At 59.3% G+C, this 13,983-nt stretch carries 14 protein-coding genes and 1 pseudogene; 9 read left to right on the top strand and 6 right to left on the bottom strand.

What is annotated here, in order from left to right; genetic code table 11:
* Positions 1-13: 13 nt before the first annotated feature.
* Entirely contained in the window at positions 14-1,072 is a 1,059-nt protein-coding gene (locus E3W21_RS02735; protein ID WP_134417824.1) for an MBL fold metallo-hydrolase, read from the bottom strand.
* 213 nt (positions 1,073-1,285) lie between these two features.
* On the opposite strand from E3W21_RS02735, the gene E3W21_RS02730 reads away from it, so the two are divergent.
* Positions 1,286-1,894 (top strand): TetR/AcrR family transcriptional regulator, encoded by a 609-nt coding sequence (locus E3W21_RS02730; protein WP_129437684.1) that lies wholly within the window; start codon positions 1,286-1,288, stop codon positions 1,892-1,894.
* Between the two features lie 139 nt (positions 1,895-2,033).
* Positions 2,034-2,573 (top strand): DUF1003 domain-containing protein, encoded by a 540-nt coding sequence (locus tag E3W21_RS02725; protein ID WP_129437686.1) that lies wholly within the window; start codon positions 2,034-2,036, stop codon positions 2,571-2,573.
* 7 nt (positions 2,574-2,580) lie between these two features.
* Here E3W21_RS02725 and E3W21_RS02720 read toward each other — a convergent pair whose 3' ends face one another.
* Positions 2,581-3,522, bottom strand: a complete 942-nt coding sequence (locus E3W21_RS02720; protein ID WP_134417817.1) for a LysR family transcriptional regulator — start codon at positions 3,520-3,522, stop codon at positions 2,581-2,583.
* A gap of 15 nt (positions 3,523-3,537) precedes the next feature.
* Here E3W21_RS02720 and E3W21_RS02715 point away from each other — a divergent pair, with 15 nt between their 5' ends.
* Both E3W21_RS02715 and E3W21_RS02710 read left to right on the top strand, forming a co-directional pair.
* Positions 3,538-4,245: a CTP synthase gene (locus tag E3W21_RS02715; protein WP_134417811.1), complete on the top strand. Its 708-nt coding sequence runs from the start codon at positions 3,538-3,540 to the stop codon at positions 4,243-4,245.
* Positions 4,242-4,331, top strand: a pseudogene (locus E3W21_RS02710) (antibiotic biosynthesis monooxygenase); the annotation flags it as partial. The gene E3W21_RS02715 and the pseudogene E3W21_RS02710, both read left to right, overlap by 4 nt.
* 221 nt (positions 4,332-4,552) lie before the next feature.
* On the opposite strand, the gene E3W21_RS02705 reads toward E3W21_RS02710, so the two are convergent.
* Positions 4,553-4,879, bottom strand: coding sequence for a DUF2025 family protein (locus tag E3W21_RS02705; RefSeq protein WP_134417804.1), 327 nt, complete (start codon positions 4,877-4,879; stop codon positions 4,553-4,555).
* Positions 4,880-5,113: 234 nt separating this feature from the next.
* On the opposite strand from E3W21_RS02705, the gene E3W21_RS02700 reads away from it, so the two are divergent.
* The 3 genes from E3W21_RS02700 to E3W21_RS02690 all read left to right on the top strand — a co-directional run bounded on the left by E3W21_RS02700 (position 5,114) and on the right by E3W21_RS02690 (position 7,975).
* Positions 5,114-6,241, top strand: a complete 1,128-nt coding sequence (locus E3W21_RS02700) for a glycerophosphodiester phosphodiesterase (RefSeq protein WP_134417797.1) — start codon at positions 5,114-5,116, stop codon at positions 6,239-6,241.
* A gap of 109 nt (positions 6,242-6,350) precedes the next feature.
* Positions 6,351-6,668, top strand: a complete 318-nt coding sequence (locus E3W21_RS02695) for a PepSY domain-containing protein (protein WP_129437698.1) — start codon at positions 6,351-6,353, stop codon at positions 6,666-6,668.
* A 134-nt stretch (positions 6,669-6,802) separates the two neighbouring features.
* Complete coding sequence (locus E3W21_RS02690) at positions 6,803-7,975, top strand: GAF domain-containing sensor histidine kinase (protein ID WP_134417791.1); 1,173 nt, start codon at positions 6,803-6,805, stop codon at positions 7,973-7,975.
* Between the two features lie 15 nt (positions 7,976-7,990).
* On the opposite strand, the gene E3W21_RS02685 is transcribed toward E3W21_RS02690, so the two are convergent.
* The 3 genes from E3W21_RS02685 to E3W21_RS02675 form a co-directional block, all read right to left on the bottom strand.
* Positions 7,991-8,338 (bottom strand): hypothetical protein, encoded by a 348-nt coding sequence (locus E3W21_RS02685; RefSeq protein WP_129437702.1) that lies wholly within the window; start codon positions 8,336-8,338, stop codon positions 7,991-7,993.
* Between the two features lie 159 nt (positions 8,339-8,497).
* Positions 8,498-8,935 (bottom strand): hypothetical protein, encoded by a 438-nt coding sequence (locus E3W21_RS02680; RefSeq protein WP_129437704.1) that lies wholly within the window; start codon positions 8,933-8,935, stop codon positions 8,498-8,500.
* A gap of 112 nt (positions 8,936-9,047) precedes the next feature.
* On the bottom strand, positions 9,048-10,670 hold the full coding sequence (locus E3W21_RS02675) for a methyl-accepting chemotaxis protein (protein ID WP_134417784.1): 1,623 nt from the start codon (positions 10,668-10,670) through the stop codon (positions 9,048-9,050).
* A 423-nt stretch (positions 10,671-11,093) separates the two neighbouring features.
* Between E3W21_RS02675 and E3W21_RS02670 the strand changes: the two genes are divergently transcribed.
* Together E3W21_RS02670 and E3W21_RS02665 are read left to right on the top strand one after the other, a co-directional pair.
* The gene (locus E3W21_RS02670; RefSeq protein WP_008145929.1) at positions 11,094-12,116 is read left to right on the top strand and encodes a transporter; all 1,023 of its coding nucleotides are present in this window, start codon (positions 11,094-11,096) and stop codon (positions 12,114-12,116) included.
* Between the two features lie 200 nt (positions 12,117-12,316).
* The gene (locus E3W21_RS02665; protein ID WP_134417778.1) at positions 12,317-13,930 is read left to right on the top strand and encodes an inorganic phosphate transporter; all 1,614 of its coding nucleotides are present in this window, start codon (positions 12,317-12,319) and stop codon (positions 13,928-13,930) included.
* The last annotated feature ends 53 nt before the right edge of the window (positions 13,931-13,983 follow it).

Raw genomic sequence — 13,983 nt, 5'->3', positions numbered from 1 at the left:
CCGGTTTTACACGCTATGCGTTCTGAGGCTCCACCTGATCGCCAATGTTTTCCATCTCCGACCACCAAGTGCTACCCCGCTGCGGATACATCACATTGAACGCCTGACCCATCTGCGGCGTGGTGATCGAAACATTCCGCTCCCAGGCCAACGCCAGAATGCGGTCGAAGGGTTCGTACCAGGCGTGCATCGACAGGTCGAAGGTGCCGTTGTGAATCGGCAGTAACCAGCGGCCTTTGAGGTCGATGTGTGCTTGCAGGGTTTGCTCCGGTTGCATGTGCACATGTGGCCACTCGACGTTGTAGGCACCGGTTTCCATGAGCGTCAGGTCGAACGGGCCGTATTGCTCACCGATGCGTTTGAAACCATCGAAATAACCGCTGTCGCCGCTGAAGAAGATTCGCGTGTCGCCGTCGATCATCACCCACGAGGCCCACAGCGTGCTGTTGCCATCGAACAGACCGCGCCCGGAAAAGTGCTGCGAAGGCGTGGCGATGAACCGGATGCCGTCGACCTTGGTGCCCTGCCACCAGTCCAGTTGTCGGACTTTGCTGGCATCGATGCCCCACTTGATCAGGGTGTCGCCCACGCCCAGCGGCGTCAGAAAGTACTGGGCCTTGTCCGCCAGTTTGAGCACCGCTTGATAATCGAGGTGGTCGTAGTGATCGTGGGACAGGATCACCGCTTCGATCGGCGGCAACTCTTCGAGGCTGATCGGCGGCTGGTGGAAGCGCTTCGGGCCGGCCCATTGCACCGGTGAGGCGCGCTCGGCGAAGACCGGGTCGGTGATCCAGAATTTGTCCTGCAGTTTCAGCAGTACGGTGGAATGACCGAGTCGGTAAACGCTGTGGTTGGGAGCAGCGATCAACGCTGCCTGAGTCAGGGTTTGCACCGGGACAGGCGCCGTCGGGCGGGTGTCGTGCGGTTTGTGGAAGATCATGTTCCACATGATGCGCAGGGTTTTGCGAAAACCTTCGCGCTTTACCAGCGCATGATTTCGAAAGAGCCCTTCTACCTGACGGGAAGCTTCAGGCGTAGAGACGTTATCCGATGGGGAAGTTGATGTGGCCATGACTGAATGACTCCAGAAAAACCGCACAATTCGCGATTTCCGCTTGGGACGATAAATGGCCAAGGCACGCACGCATCAGCCGGAGATTCTATTCTTCACTGCACAGGATTAACAAATCATTACACTGCACAGTGTAGTTTCTAGGTTGCATCAAAGCCGATCACAAGTAAACTGCCGAGTGTAATTCTCACTTCTTCCTGCCGAAGCGTACTTATGACAGCTCCACAGCGCCTCACTGACCGAAAACGCGAAGCCATCATTCAGGCGGCGATTGCCGAATTCCGTGCCAACGGTTTCGATATCACCAGCATGGACAAGATCGCCGCCACCGCCGGCGTGTCGAAGCGCACGGTGTACAACCACTTCCCCAGCAAGGAAGAGTTGTTCGCCGAAATCCTCAATCAATTATGGGCGCGGGTGACGTCAGAACAGGAAACGCCCTACCACCCTGACCTGCCGCTGCGCGACCAGATGCGCCGGATGCTGATGGCGAAATTGCAGATGCTGGGCGATGACAATTTTCTCGACCTGGCGCGAGTGGCCATCGCCGCCACCATCCATTCCCCCGAGCGCGCCCAGAATATGGTCGCCCGAATGGGTGAGCGCGAAGAGGGCCTGACGGTGTGGATCCGCGCTGCTCAGACTGATGGCCGTTTGAAGCCGGTGGCCCCCGAATTCGCCGCTCAACAGATTCAGGGAATGCTCAAATCCTTTGCGTTCTGGCCGCAGATTTCCATGGGCCTGCCCGGCCTGTCAGCCGAAATGCAGACCACGGTGGTGGAGTCGGCGTTGGACATGTTTTTGGCCTGCTATCAGCTCTGAATCGAGTTGCAATAAATGACAAGGTCTGCCGATTTACCGATTACAGGTCGCTCTGAATAAAACACCGCAATGTGTTTCAGAATGAAACTGGCGCTGGGGCTATAGTGAGCCTCAGTCCCAGCGCCATGCAGAGAGCACCATGACCACCACGACTTCCGACACTCAACCCGCCCTCCCCATCGACCACCTGCGCTTTCATCGCCCCCACGCACATCTGGCGCCCACGTTCGGCAACGACAAGTTTGCCCTGCGCGCCGAGGCCTTCGCGCGGTTCTTCGGCACGCCGACCTTTCTCGGAGCGCAGACGCTGATCGTGGTGGTATGGATTTGCCTCAATCTGTTCGGCGTGGCCCACTTCGACCTCTACCCGTTCATCCTGCTCAACCTCGCATTCAGCCTGCAAGCGGCTTATGCCGCGCCGCTGATCCTGCTGGCACAGACCCGCCAGGCAGCACGCGACAAAGCCCAGTCTGAAGCCGATGCGCTACACCGCGAATCCCTCGCCGTGGCCAACAGTGAGCGTCAGGCACAAGCGGCGCAGAACACCGCGCAACTGCTGGAACTGCTCGAGCAAAACACCCGGCTTACCGAAATGACCAAGGCCCTCACCGAACGCATCGAAAGCCTGACCTCGGAAATGCATCAGCATTTCGTGCGCAAGGATCAGCCGAAGGTTTAGCGCTCGGTCAAGGCAATCGAAGCGCCCGCCCCAACTCATCGAACAACGTCACCACCGAGCGCAAGGCGCGGCAGTCCGGGCGGGTCAGCAACCAGAGCGCCGTGTCGTAACCGTGTAGTGACTCGCTCAACGGCTGCAACCCGTCACCGATGAGGAAGTCCGGCAAGGCCGCGACACCGAGTCCGGCTCGTACCAGCTCAGTCACCGACAACATACTGTTGCAGCGATAACCCGGTGTGACGCCGGGCAACTGCTGACGGCGCCACACAACGGTGGGGTGATCGGGCAGGAAATCGTCCGGGGCGATCCAGGTCAGCGAAGCCAAGACTTCGGAATCGACCGATTTCAGATACGCCTCGCTGGCACAGACTCGATAGGAAACCTCCGCCAATCGCCGGCCCACCAGGTGTTCGGGCGGTGTGCGAGTCAGGCGCAAGGCGATATCCGCATCCCGGCGGCTGAGGTTGGCGAAGTCGTTGGAGGTACTCAACTCGATGGTCAGCGCCGGGTAACCGGGCATGAACTTCGCCAACGCCGGCAGCAGCAAGCCTTGCAAGACCGAATCGGTGCAGGTCAGGCGCACCGTGCCGCTGATGACTTCACCGCCCTGCTCCACGCCAATGCGCGCCGCCTCCAGCGCCTGTTCGGCCCGTTCAGCCTGCTCGGCCAGGGTCTGCGCCAAGGTGGTCGGCAAGTAGCCGGCGCGGCTTTTTTCGAACAGTTGCTGGCCCAGCGCGGCTTCCAGTCGGCGCACAGCGCGAAATACGGTCGAAACGTCGACCTTCAACAGCGTCGACGCCCGGGCCAGAGAGCCGCCGCGCACCAGCGCGAGGATCAGGGACAGGTCGGGGTAATCCAGTCGATAGTGCATCGGTGCATTGATCAATTGGGATAACGCCAATATTGAGTGCGTGAACGCCAATCTATAGTGGGTGCCAGGAATCAACAAGCGTGGAGCGCACTCATGGAAACCCGCCCAATCCGCATCGCCTTGATCGGCGATTACGACCCGCAAGTCACCGCTCACCAGGCCATCCCCATCGCCCTCGGCATGGCCGCCGAACAGGCGGGCACAGACGTGCAGTTCCAATGGTTGGCCACCGACCGCATCAGCGCCGATGCGCCATTGGCTGATTTCGACGGTTTCTGGTGCGTGCCTGCCAGCCCTTACCGCGATAGGGACGGTGCGTTGCGGGCGATTCGTTTTGCCCGTGAACAGCAGCGGCCGTTCCTTGGCACCTGTGGCGGTTTTCAACACGCAGTACTCGAATACGCCCGAAATGTCCTGGGTTGGGAAGATGCCGAACATGGCGAGACATCGCCCGATGCAACGCGAGCGCTGCTCACGCCACTGACCTGTTCGCTAGTGGAGGCCGTTGACAGCATTCATCTGGTTGAAGGCTCGTTGATCGCCCAGGCGTACGAAAACGCCGAGATTGTCGAAGGATATCGCTGCCGCTACGGCGTTAATCCAGCGTTCGAACGTGAGTTGTTGACCCAACAGCTGTACGCCGTTGGACACGATTCAACCGGCGACTTGCGGGCGGTGGAACTCAAAGGTCATCCGTTCTTCGTCGCGACGCTGTTCCAACCTGAACGCGCCGCGCTCAAAGGCAATCTGCCGCCGCTGGTCCGTGCGTTGATCGCAGCCTGCAAGAGGCAGAAGTCATGATCGCCAAGACTCTGCCAGCGCCTTACTACGCGGTGATTTTTACCTCCCTGCGCACCGACGGTGATCACGGCTACGAGCAGGCCGCCATGATCCGAGACAAAGCTGAATGGAAAGAACGCGCAGCCTAAACAGGCTGCGGTTGTAGGGAATCACACGGGTTGAAACTGTGGGAACCCGGTTGTCTTTTGAAAAAGCTCCAAAATAAAAACAACCATGACAGTTGCTCCCACATTGGTCTTGTGATCGACACATAACCCATGTGGGAGCGGGCTTGCTCGCGAAGAGGCCAGCACAAACACCGCAAAACTCAGCTCTGCACCAGACTGCGAACCGCCGAAATCTGCGGCACGTCCCGCCGATTCATGTACACCCGCAACGGCTCGGTGATGTTGATCCGGTCATCGATGTTCTGATCCAGCAACAACTGAATCAACTCACGCTTGAGCGTCATGGCCTGCCCGGAATCTGGGGCCCAGACGAATTCACTGGTGGGAATAATGCCGTCATCCGCCACGTCCATGCCGAAGGCGTCTTCGCTGAAACGAACGATGTAGTGGCCGGTCTTTCGATTGAGGCCGACGAAGCCTTTGAGTTGGTCGGCGGCCTGGCAGATGAGCACGGAAGTGATGCGCATGATAAACCTCACAGAAGGTCGCGAAGGACCGGTGATCGATGGTTTACACGCAGGGCAAGCGAATGGGCGTTCCCTCTGCCGGGGTAACTGCCGGGGCCAAGAGTACTGCAAAGAAGCGCACAAAAGCGCTGAAAAAATCTGCTTTAAACACGTTTATGTCGGTCTGACGATAGCGCAAGCGGCAATCAGTTGTTAAAAGATACGTCTTTGAAAATCTGCGAAAGGACCTCGACCATGCCTGTTACCTTCACCAAGAGCGCCCTGTTGCTGAGTCTGATGCTGGGCCTCGGCCAGGCACAGGCCGCCAGCGAGCCAAGCCCCACCGCACTGGCCACCCGCATGGGCATTCCGCATCCGGCCGTGATCGCCCACCGTGGCGCGTCGTTCGATGCACCGGAATCCACCGCCGCCGCCTACAAACTGGCCCGCGATCTGGGGGTCGATTACCTGGAAATGGACCTGCAACGCAGCAAGGATGGCGTGCTCTTTGCTCTGCACGACAACAACCTGCAACGCACCACCGACGTCGCCAGCAAATTCCCTGAACGCAAGGACCGCCCGGCCAACGAGTTCACTATCGCCGAGCTGAAAACCCTCGATGCCGGCAGCTGGTTCAACACCGCCTACCCGGATCGCGCACGTCCTGCGTACGTCGGTCTGAAAATTCTGACGCTGGACGAAATCATCGATATCGCCCAGGGCAATCCGCTGCACAAGCCTGGCCTGTACATCGAAACCAAAGAACCGAAGCAGTTTCCCGGGATCGAGCGCGACCTCAAGGAAAAACTCCAGGACCGCGGCTGGTTGAGCCCGGCGGGTTCGAAACTGGCGAAGAGCGATCTGGCGGTTGGCCAGGGCAAAGGTAAAGTCGTGCTGCAAACCTTCGAGAAGAGCAGCCTCGAACTGCTCGAGAAGGAAATGCCGAAAGTGCCGAAAATCCTCCTGCTGTGGGTCGGTGAAGGCAGCATCGAGCCGAAATCCAAGGTGACGTTTGCCGAGTCCGGCGACAAGGACAAAGCCACTTACTACGCCAAACAGCAACCGAAGGACAAAGCCGAATTCCAGCAATGGGTCGAATACGCCAAAGCCCAGGGCGCGATCGGCACCGGCCCTTCTGCTGCGCTGACCAAGGGTGGTGATCAGAGTTACTCGGACCTGGTGCAACCGTGGATGAACCAGTACACCCACGATCAGGGCTTGTTGGTGCACGTCTACACCATCGACGATGCCGTGGATTACCAGAAAGTCATGGACGCCGGCGTCGACGGCATCTTCACCAACCGCGCCAGCGAACTGCTCAAGTTCTACAAACGCCCGGCGGCGGCCAGTGTTGCGCAGTTGCTGCAGAACAACGGTTACTGATGAACGAGGGAACGATCTTCGCTCAGTCACGTTCGGTGAATTAAGGGTGGATTAAGTTGCGCCGGTTAGCCTGATCCCACTTAAACAGATCACCCAAGGATAGAACCTCATGAAAACCCTGACTGCCCTGTTCACTGCCGCTGCCCTGACTCTCACCGCTGGCCTGGCCCAGGCCGATGTCCGTCCTGACCTGATCCCGGGTCTGCTCAAGGCGGGCACCATCATGGACCTGGAAAAACTCAACCAGGCAGCCCTCGCCCAGCATCCAGGCACCACCGCAGCAAACATCACCGATACCGAACTGGAACAGACCGCCACTGGCGCTTATGTCTACCAAGTGGAGATCCGTGACGCCAAAAATGTTGAGTGGGATGTAGATCTGGATGCCAAAACCGGCAAAGTACTGAGCAACAAACAAGACACGTAATCGCCTCACGATAAGCCGCACGATTTTCGGATCGTGCGGCTTTTTTGCATGTCCGATTCAGGCAATCAAGTCGCGCCAACGCGGCGCCAGCCCGCTAGAATCCCACCACACTGTTCATGCAGGGATAGATTGAAATGGGGCAAGCAGCGGCAGCAGACATCGCCACGATCGGTCGGATCAGTGCAGTGCCGGCGATTCTTCAAGTGATCCGTGAACTGACGGGGCTGCGCTTCGCCGCCGTGGCCCGGGTCACCGAAGAGTCGTGGACGGCGTGTGCTGTGCTTGATCAACTGAATTTCGGTTTACAGGTCGGCGGCGAGCTGGATCTTGTCACGACCCTGTGCCACGAAATTCGCCAGACGCATCATTCGGTGGTCATCGACAAGGCCAGTGAAGACCCGCTCTACCGCGACCACCACACACCTCGCCTCTATCAGTTCGAAAGCTACATCTCCGTGCCGATTTTCCGCACCGACGGACGCTTTTTCGGCACCCTCTGCGCTCTTGACCCCAATCCTGCGCCACTCAAATCCAGCACGATCCAGAGCACCATGGAATCCTTCGCCCGAATGCTGGCGCTGCAAATCGAGGCCGAAGAAAACCTGCAAAAGACCGAAGCAGCGCTGCGGCAGGAACGGGAAACCGCCGAACTGCGCGAACAGTTCATCGCCGTGCTCGGGCATGATCTGCGCAACCCCTTGTTCGCCATCAGCGCCGGCGCTGAAATGCTCCTGCGCAAACTACCCGATCCGGCGAATCAGCAGCGGGCCCGGCACATCCTCACCAGCGCCCGACGTGCGACCAAACTGGTCGATGACGTTCTGGATTTCGCTCGCGGCTCACTGGGTCGTGGCATCCCGGTCAACATCAAGCCGTGCCCGGATCTCGAGGATGCATTGCGGCATGTAATTTCTGAAGTTCAGAGCGTCCATCCCGGCCGTACCATTCAATCGTCCATCGGCGACCTGCACAGCGTTTATTGCGATCGCGAGCGGATCGCGCAGTTACTCTCCAATCTGGTGGCGAATGCGGTTGCTCACGGAGATCCCAATGGCTCGATCGATATCAGCGCGCAGATCAATGAAGGACAGTTCGTGCTGAGCGTAAACAATCAGGGGCTGATTACCGAGGATGCGCTGCCACATCTGTTCCGGCCCTACTCGCGACCGGTCAGCGGAACACCACGGACCGGCCTCGGGTTGGGGTTGTACATTGCCAGTCAGATTTCGCAGTCCCATGGCGGAAAACTGGACGTGGTCTCGACCGGGCAACAGGGCACGACGTTTACGTTCAGCTTGCCGGTGTGATCTGCCAGGCTCGAATCACTTGACCATAATGATCAACGGCTTGGAGCGCCAGATTCGGTCGTCTCTGACAACCTCATAAAAGGTAGTCACCAAACCCGGGGTGATGAAGGTTTCCTTCACATAGAAATGCACAGGGTTTACTTCTTCAATCTCGGTGATCTCATGCGTAAAAACTGTTTCAGTGCCTGCTTTGGTGACCCATACCACCTCAAGATGATCCCCTTCGCTCAAACCCTGTTTGCCAGGGACAGACGCCCGCAGACCGGGAGCCGAGGGTAAAGACACCTCACCCTCATACTCCTGACCTTCGACCGGCGTCATGCTCGGGATCGTCAGCTTTTCCAACACTTCAAGCGTAGACATGGGAACACTCCTTATCGGGATAATCGCGCCATTGCGCTGACCCGATCATCAAGCCGTCAGGAATGCGTCCCGTCTACTGTCAGAAATAACAGGTACCTTCTGAATCAATGGGTTTGAAGCGTCGAATCCGACCAGCGGTCATGCCTACTGAACCGAATATCAGGCCGAAGTGCTGACCAGCGATCCCGACGTACTGGAACCGGAATCCTGCAACGCCTGCAACAACGCCGCCGTTGCCGTCTGCAATGACCCCGAAGTCGTCGCAATCTGCGACTGAGCCGCCGCGACGTCCGCCGCTTTGGCTTCGGCGCTTTCCTGTTTGGCCTGGGCCGCTTGCAGTTGCTGCTGTTGTTCCTGCAATTGCTTTTGCAATTCGGCGATCTGCTTGCGCAGCTCTTTCACCGTATCGGATTCTTCGCTGCTGCTGGAACTGCTGCCGCTCGCCGCAGGGGCGCCGCCGGCGGATACCTTGGTGGTGTCGCTGGACGCCTCAGCGGTTGCCGTGACTGACGTGTCATCGGTGCTGTCACTGACGGCAGTCTTGTTCGAAGCAGTCGAGGCCGTCGGGGTGATCGAAACGGAAGTGATGCTGACCATGGCGGTTTTCCATTGGGTTTATGGGATTACCGTGGTCATCGACATCGACACTGCGGACTTGAGATCGACTGTGTACCGACTCGGTAAGCAAACCGGTACACAGCCCTTCCCGTTACGCGCTTAAACGTGCCGTCACTTCATTCAACTGCCCCGACAACCCGTGCAGGTTGTGGCTGGCCGCTTCCGTGCGCTGCACGTTGTCCAGATTGGTGCTGGCGATGCTGGTGATCTCGGTGAGGTTGCGCGAGATGTCTTCGGCCACCGACGTCTGCTCTTCCGCGGCGGTGGCGATCTGGCGGTTCATGTCGCGGATGGCTTCCACGGCAAGGGTGATGCGCTCCAGCATGGCGCCGGCCTGGGTCACTTGCTCGACACTTTCCTCACTGCGCGACTGACCGCTTTCAATCGCCTGAGCGGCGTCCACCGCACCGGTTTGCACCGTTTGAATGATCTGGTTGATCTCGATGATCGACGCCGCCGTGCGCTGGGCCAGGCTGCGGACTTCATCGGCCACCACCGCAAAACCGCGCCCGGCTTCACCGGCACGGGCTGCTTCGATGGCGGCGTTGAGCGCCAGCAGGTTGGTCTGCTCGGCGATGCCGCGAATCACTTCCAGTACCTTGCCGATGCGCCCGCTGTCGGTTTCCAGACGACGGATGACCGTGGCGGTATTGGCGATTTCGCCGCGCATTTGGGTGATGGTGTGAATGGTGCCCTGCATGACCTTTTCGCCCTGCTGGGCGGACTGGTCGGCATCGTCGGCGGCACGTGCCGCATCGGCAGCGTGGCGTGCGACTTCTTGCGCGGTAGCGGACATTTCGTTCATCGCCGTGGCCACCTGATCAGTACGGTTGAACTGCTCGTTAGTGCCGATGGCCATGAGGCTGGCGATGGAGTTCAGTTCACCGCTGGCGCTGTCCAGATCCTTGGCGCTGCGCTGCAAACGACTGAAGGTTTCGGCGAGGAAATCGCGAAGTGTATTGGCCGCTGTCGCCAATTTGCCCAGCTCATCCTGACGGGTGCTGGCCACGCGTTCGGCGAAACGACCCTGGCTGAGTTGCGCTACGTACTCGATCAGTTTGCGAATCGGTTCCACCAGGTTGCGGTTGACCAGCCACAGGCTCAGCAACCCGATCAACAGACCCGAGGCGAGCATCACAATGATCCCCAGCAACACGGTGCGGTCGGCGTCGGCGCTGATCAGCTTCGATTGCTCGGCACCCTGCTTGCGCAATTCGCTGACCAACTCGGTCATCTGATCGCTAGTCGCGCGGTCAACACCTTTGACCGCCGTGTCGCCAGCCGTTGGGTCGGCACCTGCCGCCACGTAGGCATCACGGCCCTTCTGATAGGCCGCGCCCAACAGGCGATGTTCGTCACGCAGGCGTTCGATGCGGGTTTTCAGCTGCGGCTCGATACCCTTCTGCCCGGCCAGTTCGCCGAGGATGTCCTGCACATCGCGCTGACGGTCTTCGAATTGCTTCCAGTACTTATCCAGATCCGCAGGCTGCTTGCCGCGTAGCAGGACGTTTTTCCACTCCTGAACCTGAACCTTGAATTGCAGGTTGGCTTCATCGATCAATTGCGAGGTGTGCAGCGGGCCTTCGATCAGATTCGCGTAGTTCTGAACACCGTTGGACAGAAAATGAAAACAGGCCAGGGCGATCAACAACATCGCGAACAAGCTGCCGCTCAACAACGCGAGGATTTGTGCTCTCAGGGATTTTTGCAGCATCGAGTGATACTCATGACAAGGAGGAGACACGCCGCGATCAGGCGTGAAAGGTGTTCGGACATCCCTGTCTGCGACCTTGGCCAGTGGCCAAAGCCATGCAAGTTCACGTCAGCAGGATCGGCGTGCCAGAGCGGTTCTTTAATCAATTCCGACCGTCGGTAGTGCCACTATTTCGCCTCCACCGCTCTGTCACAAAACCGTCAAAACTCCTTGCGATGATGCGGCTCAAGTGAACCTGAAAAATCCGCCGTAACGCGACCTGTAGCAGCTGGCGAAGCCTGCGTTCGGCTGCGTAGCAGTCGTGAAATCAGACAATGCGTTGCGTCAGGTAGACCGCGCGCTCAGGTTTTACGACTGCTCCGCAGCCGAACGCAGGCTTCGCCAGCTGCTACATAGAGCAATAGCGCCCCTTTGCGAGACCTCATGAACCACAGCATCGACCAAAGCCATCGCGACACGGACCTGTTCGGTCTGCTGTACGGTTTCAGTTTTCGCCCCGGCGAGCGCGGTCGCGAGCTCGATTCGGCCAAGGCCTTGCAGTGCCTGCAACAACCCGGCGACAACGACGAATTTCTCTGGCTGCACCTCAACCTGGCCCACGCCGCATGCGAGCGCTGGATGAAAAGCCATCTGGAGTTGCCCGACGAATTTTTCGAAGCGCTGCATGAGGGCTCTCGTTCGACGCGCATCGAGCATGTGGATTCGGCGTTGCTGGCGGTGGTCAACGACGTGGTGTTCAACCTCAGCAGCATGGTTTCGTCCGATGTTTCGACGCTGTGGGTCTGCGCCCGCAGTCGGCTGATCGTCAGCGCACGGCTGCAACCGCTGCACTCGGTGGACAAGCTGCGCTCGTCGGTGAAGGCCGGTGAGTGCTTTCGCTCGCCGCTGGAATTGCTGGTGCATCTGCTGCGCGATCAGGGCGAAGTGCTGACCCAGATCGTGCGCAAGACCAGCCTCAGTGTCGATCAGATCGAAGATGAGTTGCTGTCCTCGCGGCTGTCGACCAACCGGGCCGAGCTGGGTGCCAACCGACGGGTGCTGGTGCGCCTGCAACGCTTGTTGGCGCTGGAACCGGGCTCGTTGCTGCGCCTGCTCAATCGCCCGCCGCAGTGGTTGCAAAAGGAAGACGTCAAGGAGCTGCGCAAGTCCACCGAGGAGTTCGCGCTGATCATTAACGACCTCACGGCGCTCGGCGAACGGATCAAGCTGTTGCAGGAAGAAATCGCCGCCAACCTCAACGAACAGAGCAACCGCACATTGTTCACCCTGACCGTGGTGACGGTGCTGGCGTTGCCGATCAACATCATCGCCGGGTTCTTTGGCATGAACGTCGGTGGGGTGCCGCTTTCCGGCGACCCGGAAGGCTTCTGGATTCTGGTGGCCTTGGTCGCGACGTTTACCGTGATCGCTGGGCGTTGGGCGTTTCGTAAGCGCCAGGATTATTAAGATCAAAAGATCGCAGCCTCGTTTCACTCGACAGCTCCTACAGGGTTGCGCATTCCAAATGTAGGGTCTGTCGTGTGAAACGAGGCTGCGATCTTTTGATTCTGCCTTTAAAAAACCCAAACCCTGACCCAGCGCAGCCTCTCTGTAACATTCAGCAACGATCATGGGCGACACTCCCTCTCCCCTTAGGATTGTCCGTCATGGCTACTCCTTCCTTCTCCGCCGCACAGGCGTCCGCCAGTAGCGCCAAACCGCAACTCGATAAAAAGCCCGGCCTGCTGACCATCGTGATTTTCTTCGCTGTGCTGGGCAGCGGGCTGTTGTTCACCGCCTACAGCCTGATGCACGACATGAACGAACTCGGCACTGTGGTGACCACCTGGACGCCGTTTCTGCTGTTGGGCGTGGCGCTGCTGATTGCCCTCGGCTTTGAGTTCGTCAACGGTTTCCACGACACCGCCAACGCCGTGGCCACGGTGATTTACACCAACTCCTTGCCGCCGAATTTCGCAGTGGCCTGGTCCGGGTTCTTCAACTTCCTCGGGGTGCTGCTGTCCAGCGGCGCGGTGGCGTTTGGCATCATCGCCCTGCTGCCGGTGGAGCTGATTCTGCAAGTCGGTTCCTCCGCTGGTTTCGCGATGATCTTCGCCCTGTTGATCGCCGCGATCCTGTGGAACCTCGGCACCTGGTGGCTGGGTTTGCCAGCGTCTTCGTCGCACACCCTGATCGGTTCGATCATCGGCGTCGGCGTGGCCAATGCCCTGATGCACGGTCGTGACGGCACCAGCGGCGTGGACTGGGCGCAGGCAACCAAAGTCGGTTACGCGCTGTTGCTGTCGCCGCTGATCGGCTTCGCGTTTGCTGCGCTGTTGCTGTTGGCCTTGCGTGCTTTCGTGAAGAATCGTGCGCTGTACAAAGCACCGAAAGGGGACACTCCGCCACCGTGGTGGATTCGCGGCATGTTGATCCTGACTTGCACCGGCGTGTCCTTCGCCCACGGTTCCAACGATGGCCAGAAAGGCATGGGCCTGATCATGCTGATCCTGGTCGGCACGCTGCCGATGGCTTACGCGCTGAACCGCACCATGCCGGCAGACCAGGCGCTGCAGTTTGCCGCCGTGGCCGAAGTCACCCAGCAAGCGCTGGTCAAAAGTGCGCCGCTGCCAGCGCCGGCCGACCCGCGTCCGGTGCTGTCCGAATACGTGCGCAGCAAGGAAGCCACGCCGCAACTGGTCCCGGCCCTCGCCGCGTTGACCGGCAATATCGGGAATGAAGTGAAGGGCTACGGCTCGCTCTCGAAAGTCCCGGCCGAGGCCATGGGCAACGTGCGTAACGACATGTACCTGACCAGCGAAACCATTCGCCTGATGGACAAAAACAAGGTCGGCAACTTTGACGCCGACACCACCGGCAAGCTGCAACTGTTCAAGCAGCAGATCGACAACGCCACGCGGTTCATTCCGCTGTGGGTGAAAATCGCGGTGGCCATCGCCCTGGGGCTGGGCACCATGGTCGGCTGGAAACGCATCGTGGTGACGGTTGGCGAGAAGATCGGCAAGACTCACCTGACGTATGCGCAAGGCGCCTCGGCGGAAACCGTTGCGATGCTGACCATCGGCGCGGCGGACATGTTCGGCCTGCCGGTCTCAACCACGCACGTGCTGTCTTCGGGCGTGGCCGGGGCCATGGTCGCCAACGGCGGCGGCTTGCAGATGAAGACCATCCGCAACCTGCTGATGGCCTGGGTGCTGACCTTGCCGGCGGCGATTCTGTTGTCGGGCAGTTTGTATTGGCTCTTCACCAAATTGTTCTGAAGCCGCGCAATACCCTGTGGGAGCGAGCTTGCTCCGGGCGGCGTTCCGACGAT

The sequence above is a fragment of the Pseudomonas sp. F01002 genome (genome assembly GCF_004402115.1).
GTDB classification, from domain to species: domain Bacteria; phylum Pseudomonadota; class Gammaproteobacteria; order Pseudomonadales; family Pseudomonadaceae; genus Aquipseudomonas; species Aquipseudomonas frigoris.
This window is presented reverse-complemented; position numbering and strand designations above follow the sequence as displayed.

Bases quoted from the DNA above. Each gene is read 5' to 3' on its own strand.
- E3W21_RS02685 (WP_129437702.1), bottom strand. From the start codon at position 8,338: ATGTCTACGCTTGAAGTGTTGGAAAAGCTGACGATCCCGAGCATGACG.
- E3W21_RS02700 (WP_134417797.1), top strand. From the start codon at position 5,114: ATGCCTGTTACCTTCACCAAGAGCGCCCTGTTGCTGAGTCTGATGCTG.
- E3W21_RS02675 (WP_134417784.1), bottom strand. From the start codon at position 10,670: ATGCTGCAAAAATCCCTGAGAGCACAAATCCTCGCGTTGTTGAGCGGC.
- E3W21_RS02680 (WP_129437704.1), bottom strand. From the start codon at position 8,935: ATGGTCAGCATCACTTCCGTTTCGATCACCCCGACGGCCTCGACTGCT.
- E3W21_RS02705 (WP_134417804.1), bottom strand. From the start codon at position 4,879: ATGCGCATCACTTCCGTGCTCATCTGCCAGGCCGCCGACCAACTCAAA.
- E3W21_RS02735 (WP_134417824.1), bottom strand. From the start codon at position 1,072: ATGGCCACATCAACTTCCCCATCGGATAACGTCTCTACGCCTGAAGCT.
- E3W21_RS02695 (WP_129437698.1), top strand. From the start codon at position 6,351: ATGAAAACCCTGACTGCCCTGTTCACTGCCGCTGCCCTGACTCTCACC.
- E3W21_RS02690 (WP_134417791.1), top strand. From the start codon at position 6,803: ATGGGGCAAGCAGCGGCAGCAGACATCGCCACGATCGGTCGGATCAGT.
- E3W21_RS02670 (WP_008145929.1), top strand. From the start codon at position 11,094: ATGAACCACAGCATCGACCAAAGCCATCGCGACACGGACCTGTTCGGT.
- E3W21_RS02730 (WP_129437684.1), top strand. From the start codon at position 1,286: ATGACAGCTCCACAGCGCCTCACTGACCGAAAACGCGAAGCCATCATT.
- E3W21_RS02715 (WP_134417811.1), top strand. From the start codon at position 3,538: ATGGAAACCCGCCCAATCCGCATCGCCTTGATCGGCGATTACGACCCG.
- E3W21_RS02725 (WP_129437686.1), top strand. From the start codon at position 2,034: ATGACCACCACGACTTCCGACACTCAACCCGCCCTCCCCATCGACCAC.
- E3W21_RS02665 (WP_134417778.1), top strand. From the start codon at position 12,317: ATGGCTACTCCTTCCTTCTCCGCCGCACAGGCGTCCGCCAGTAGCGCC.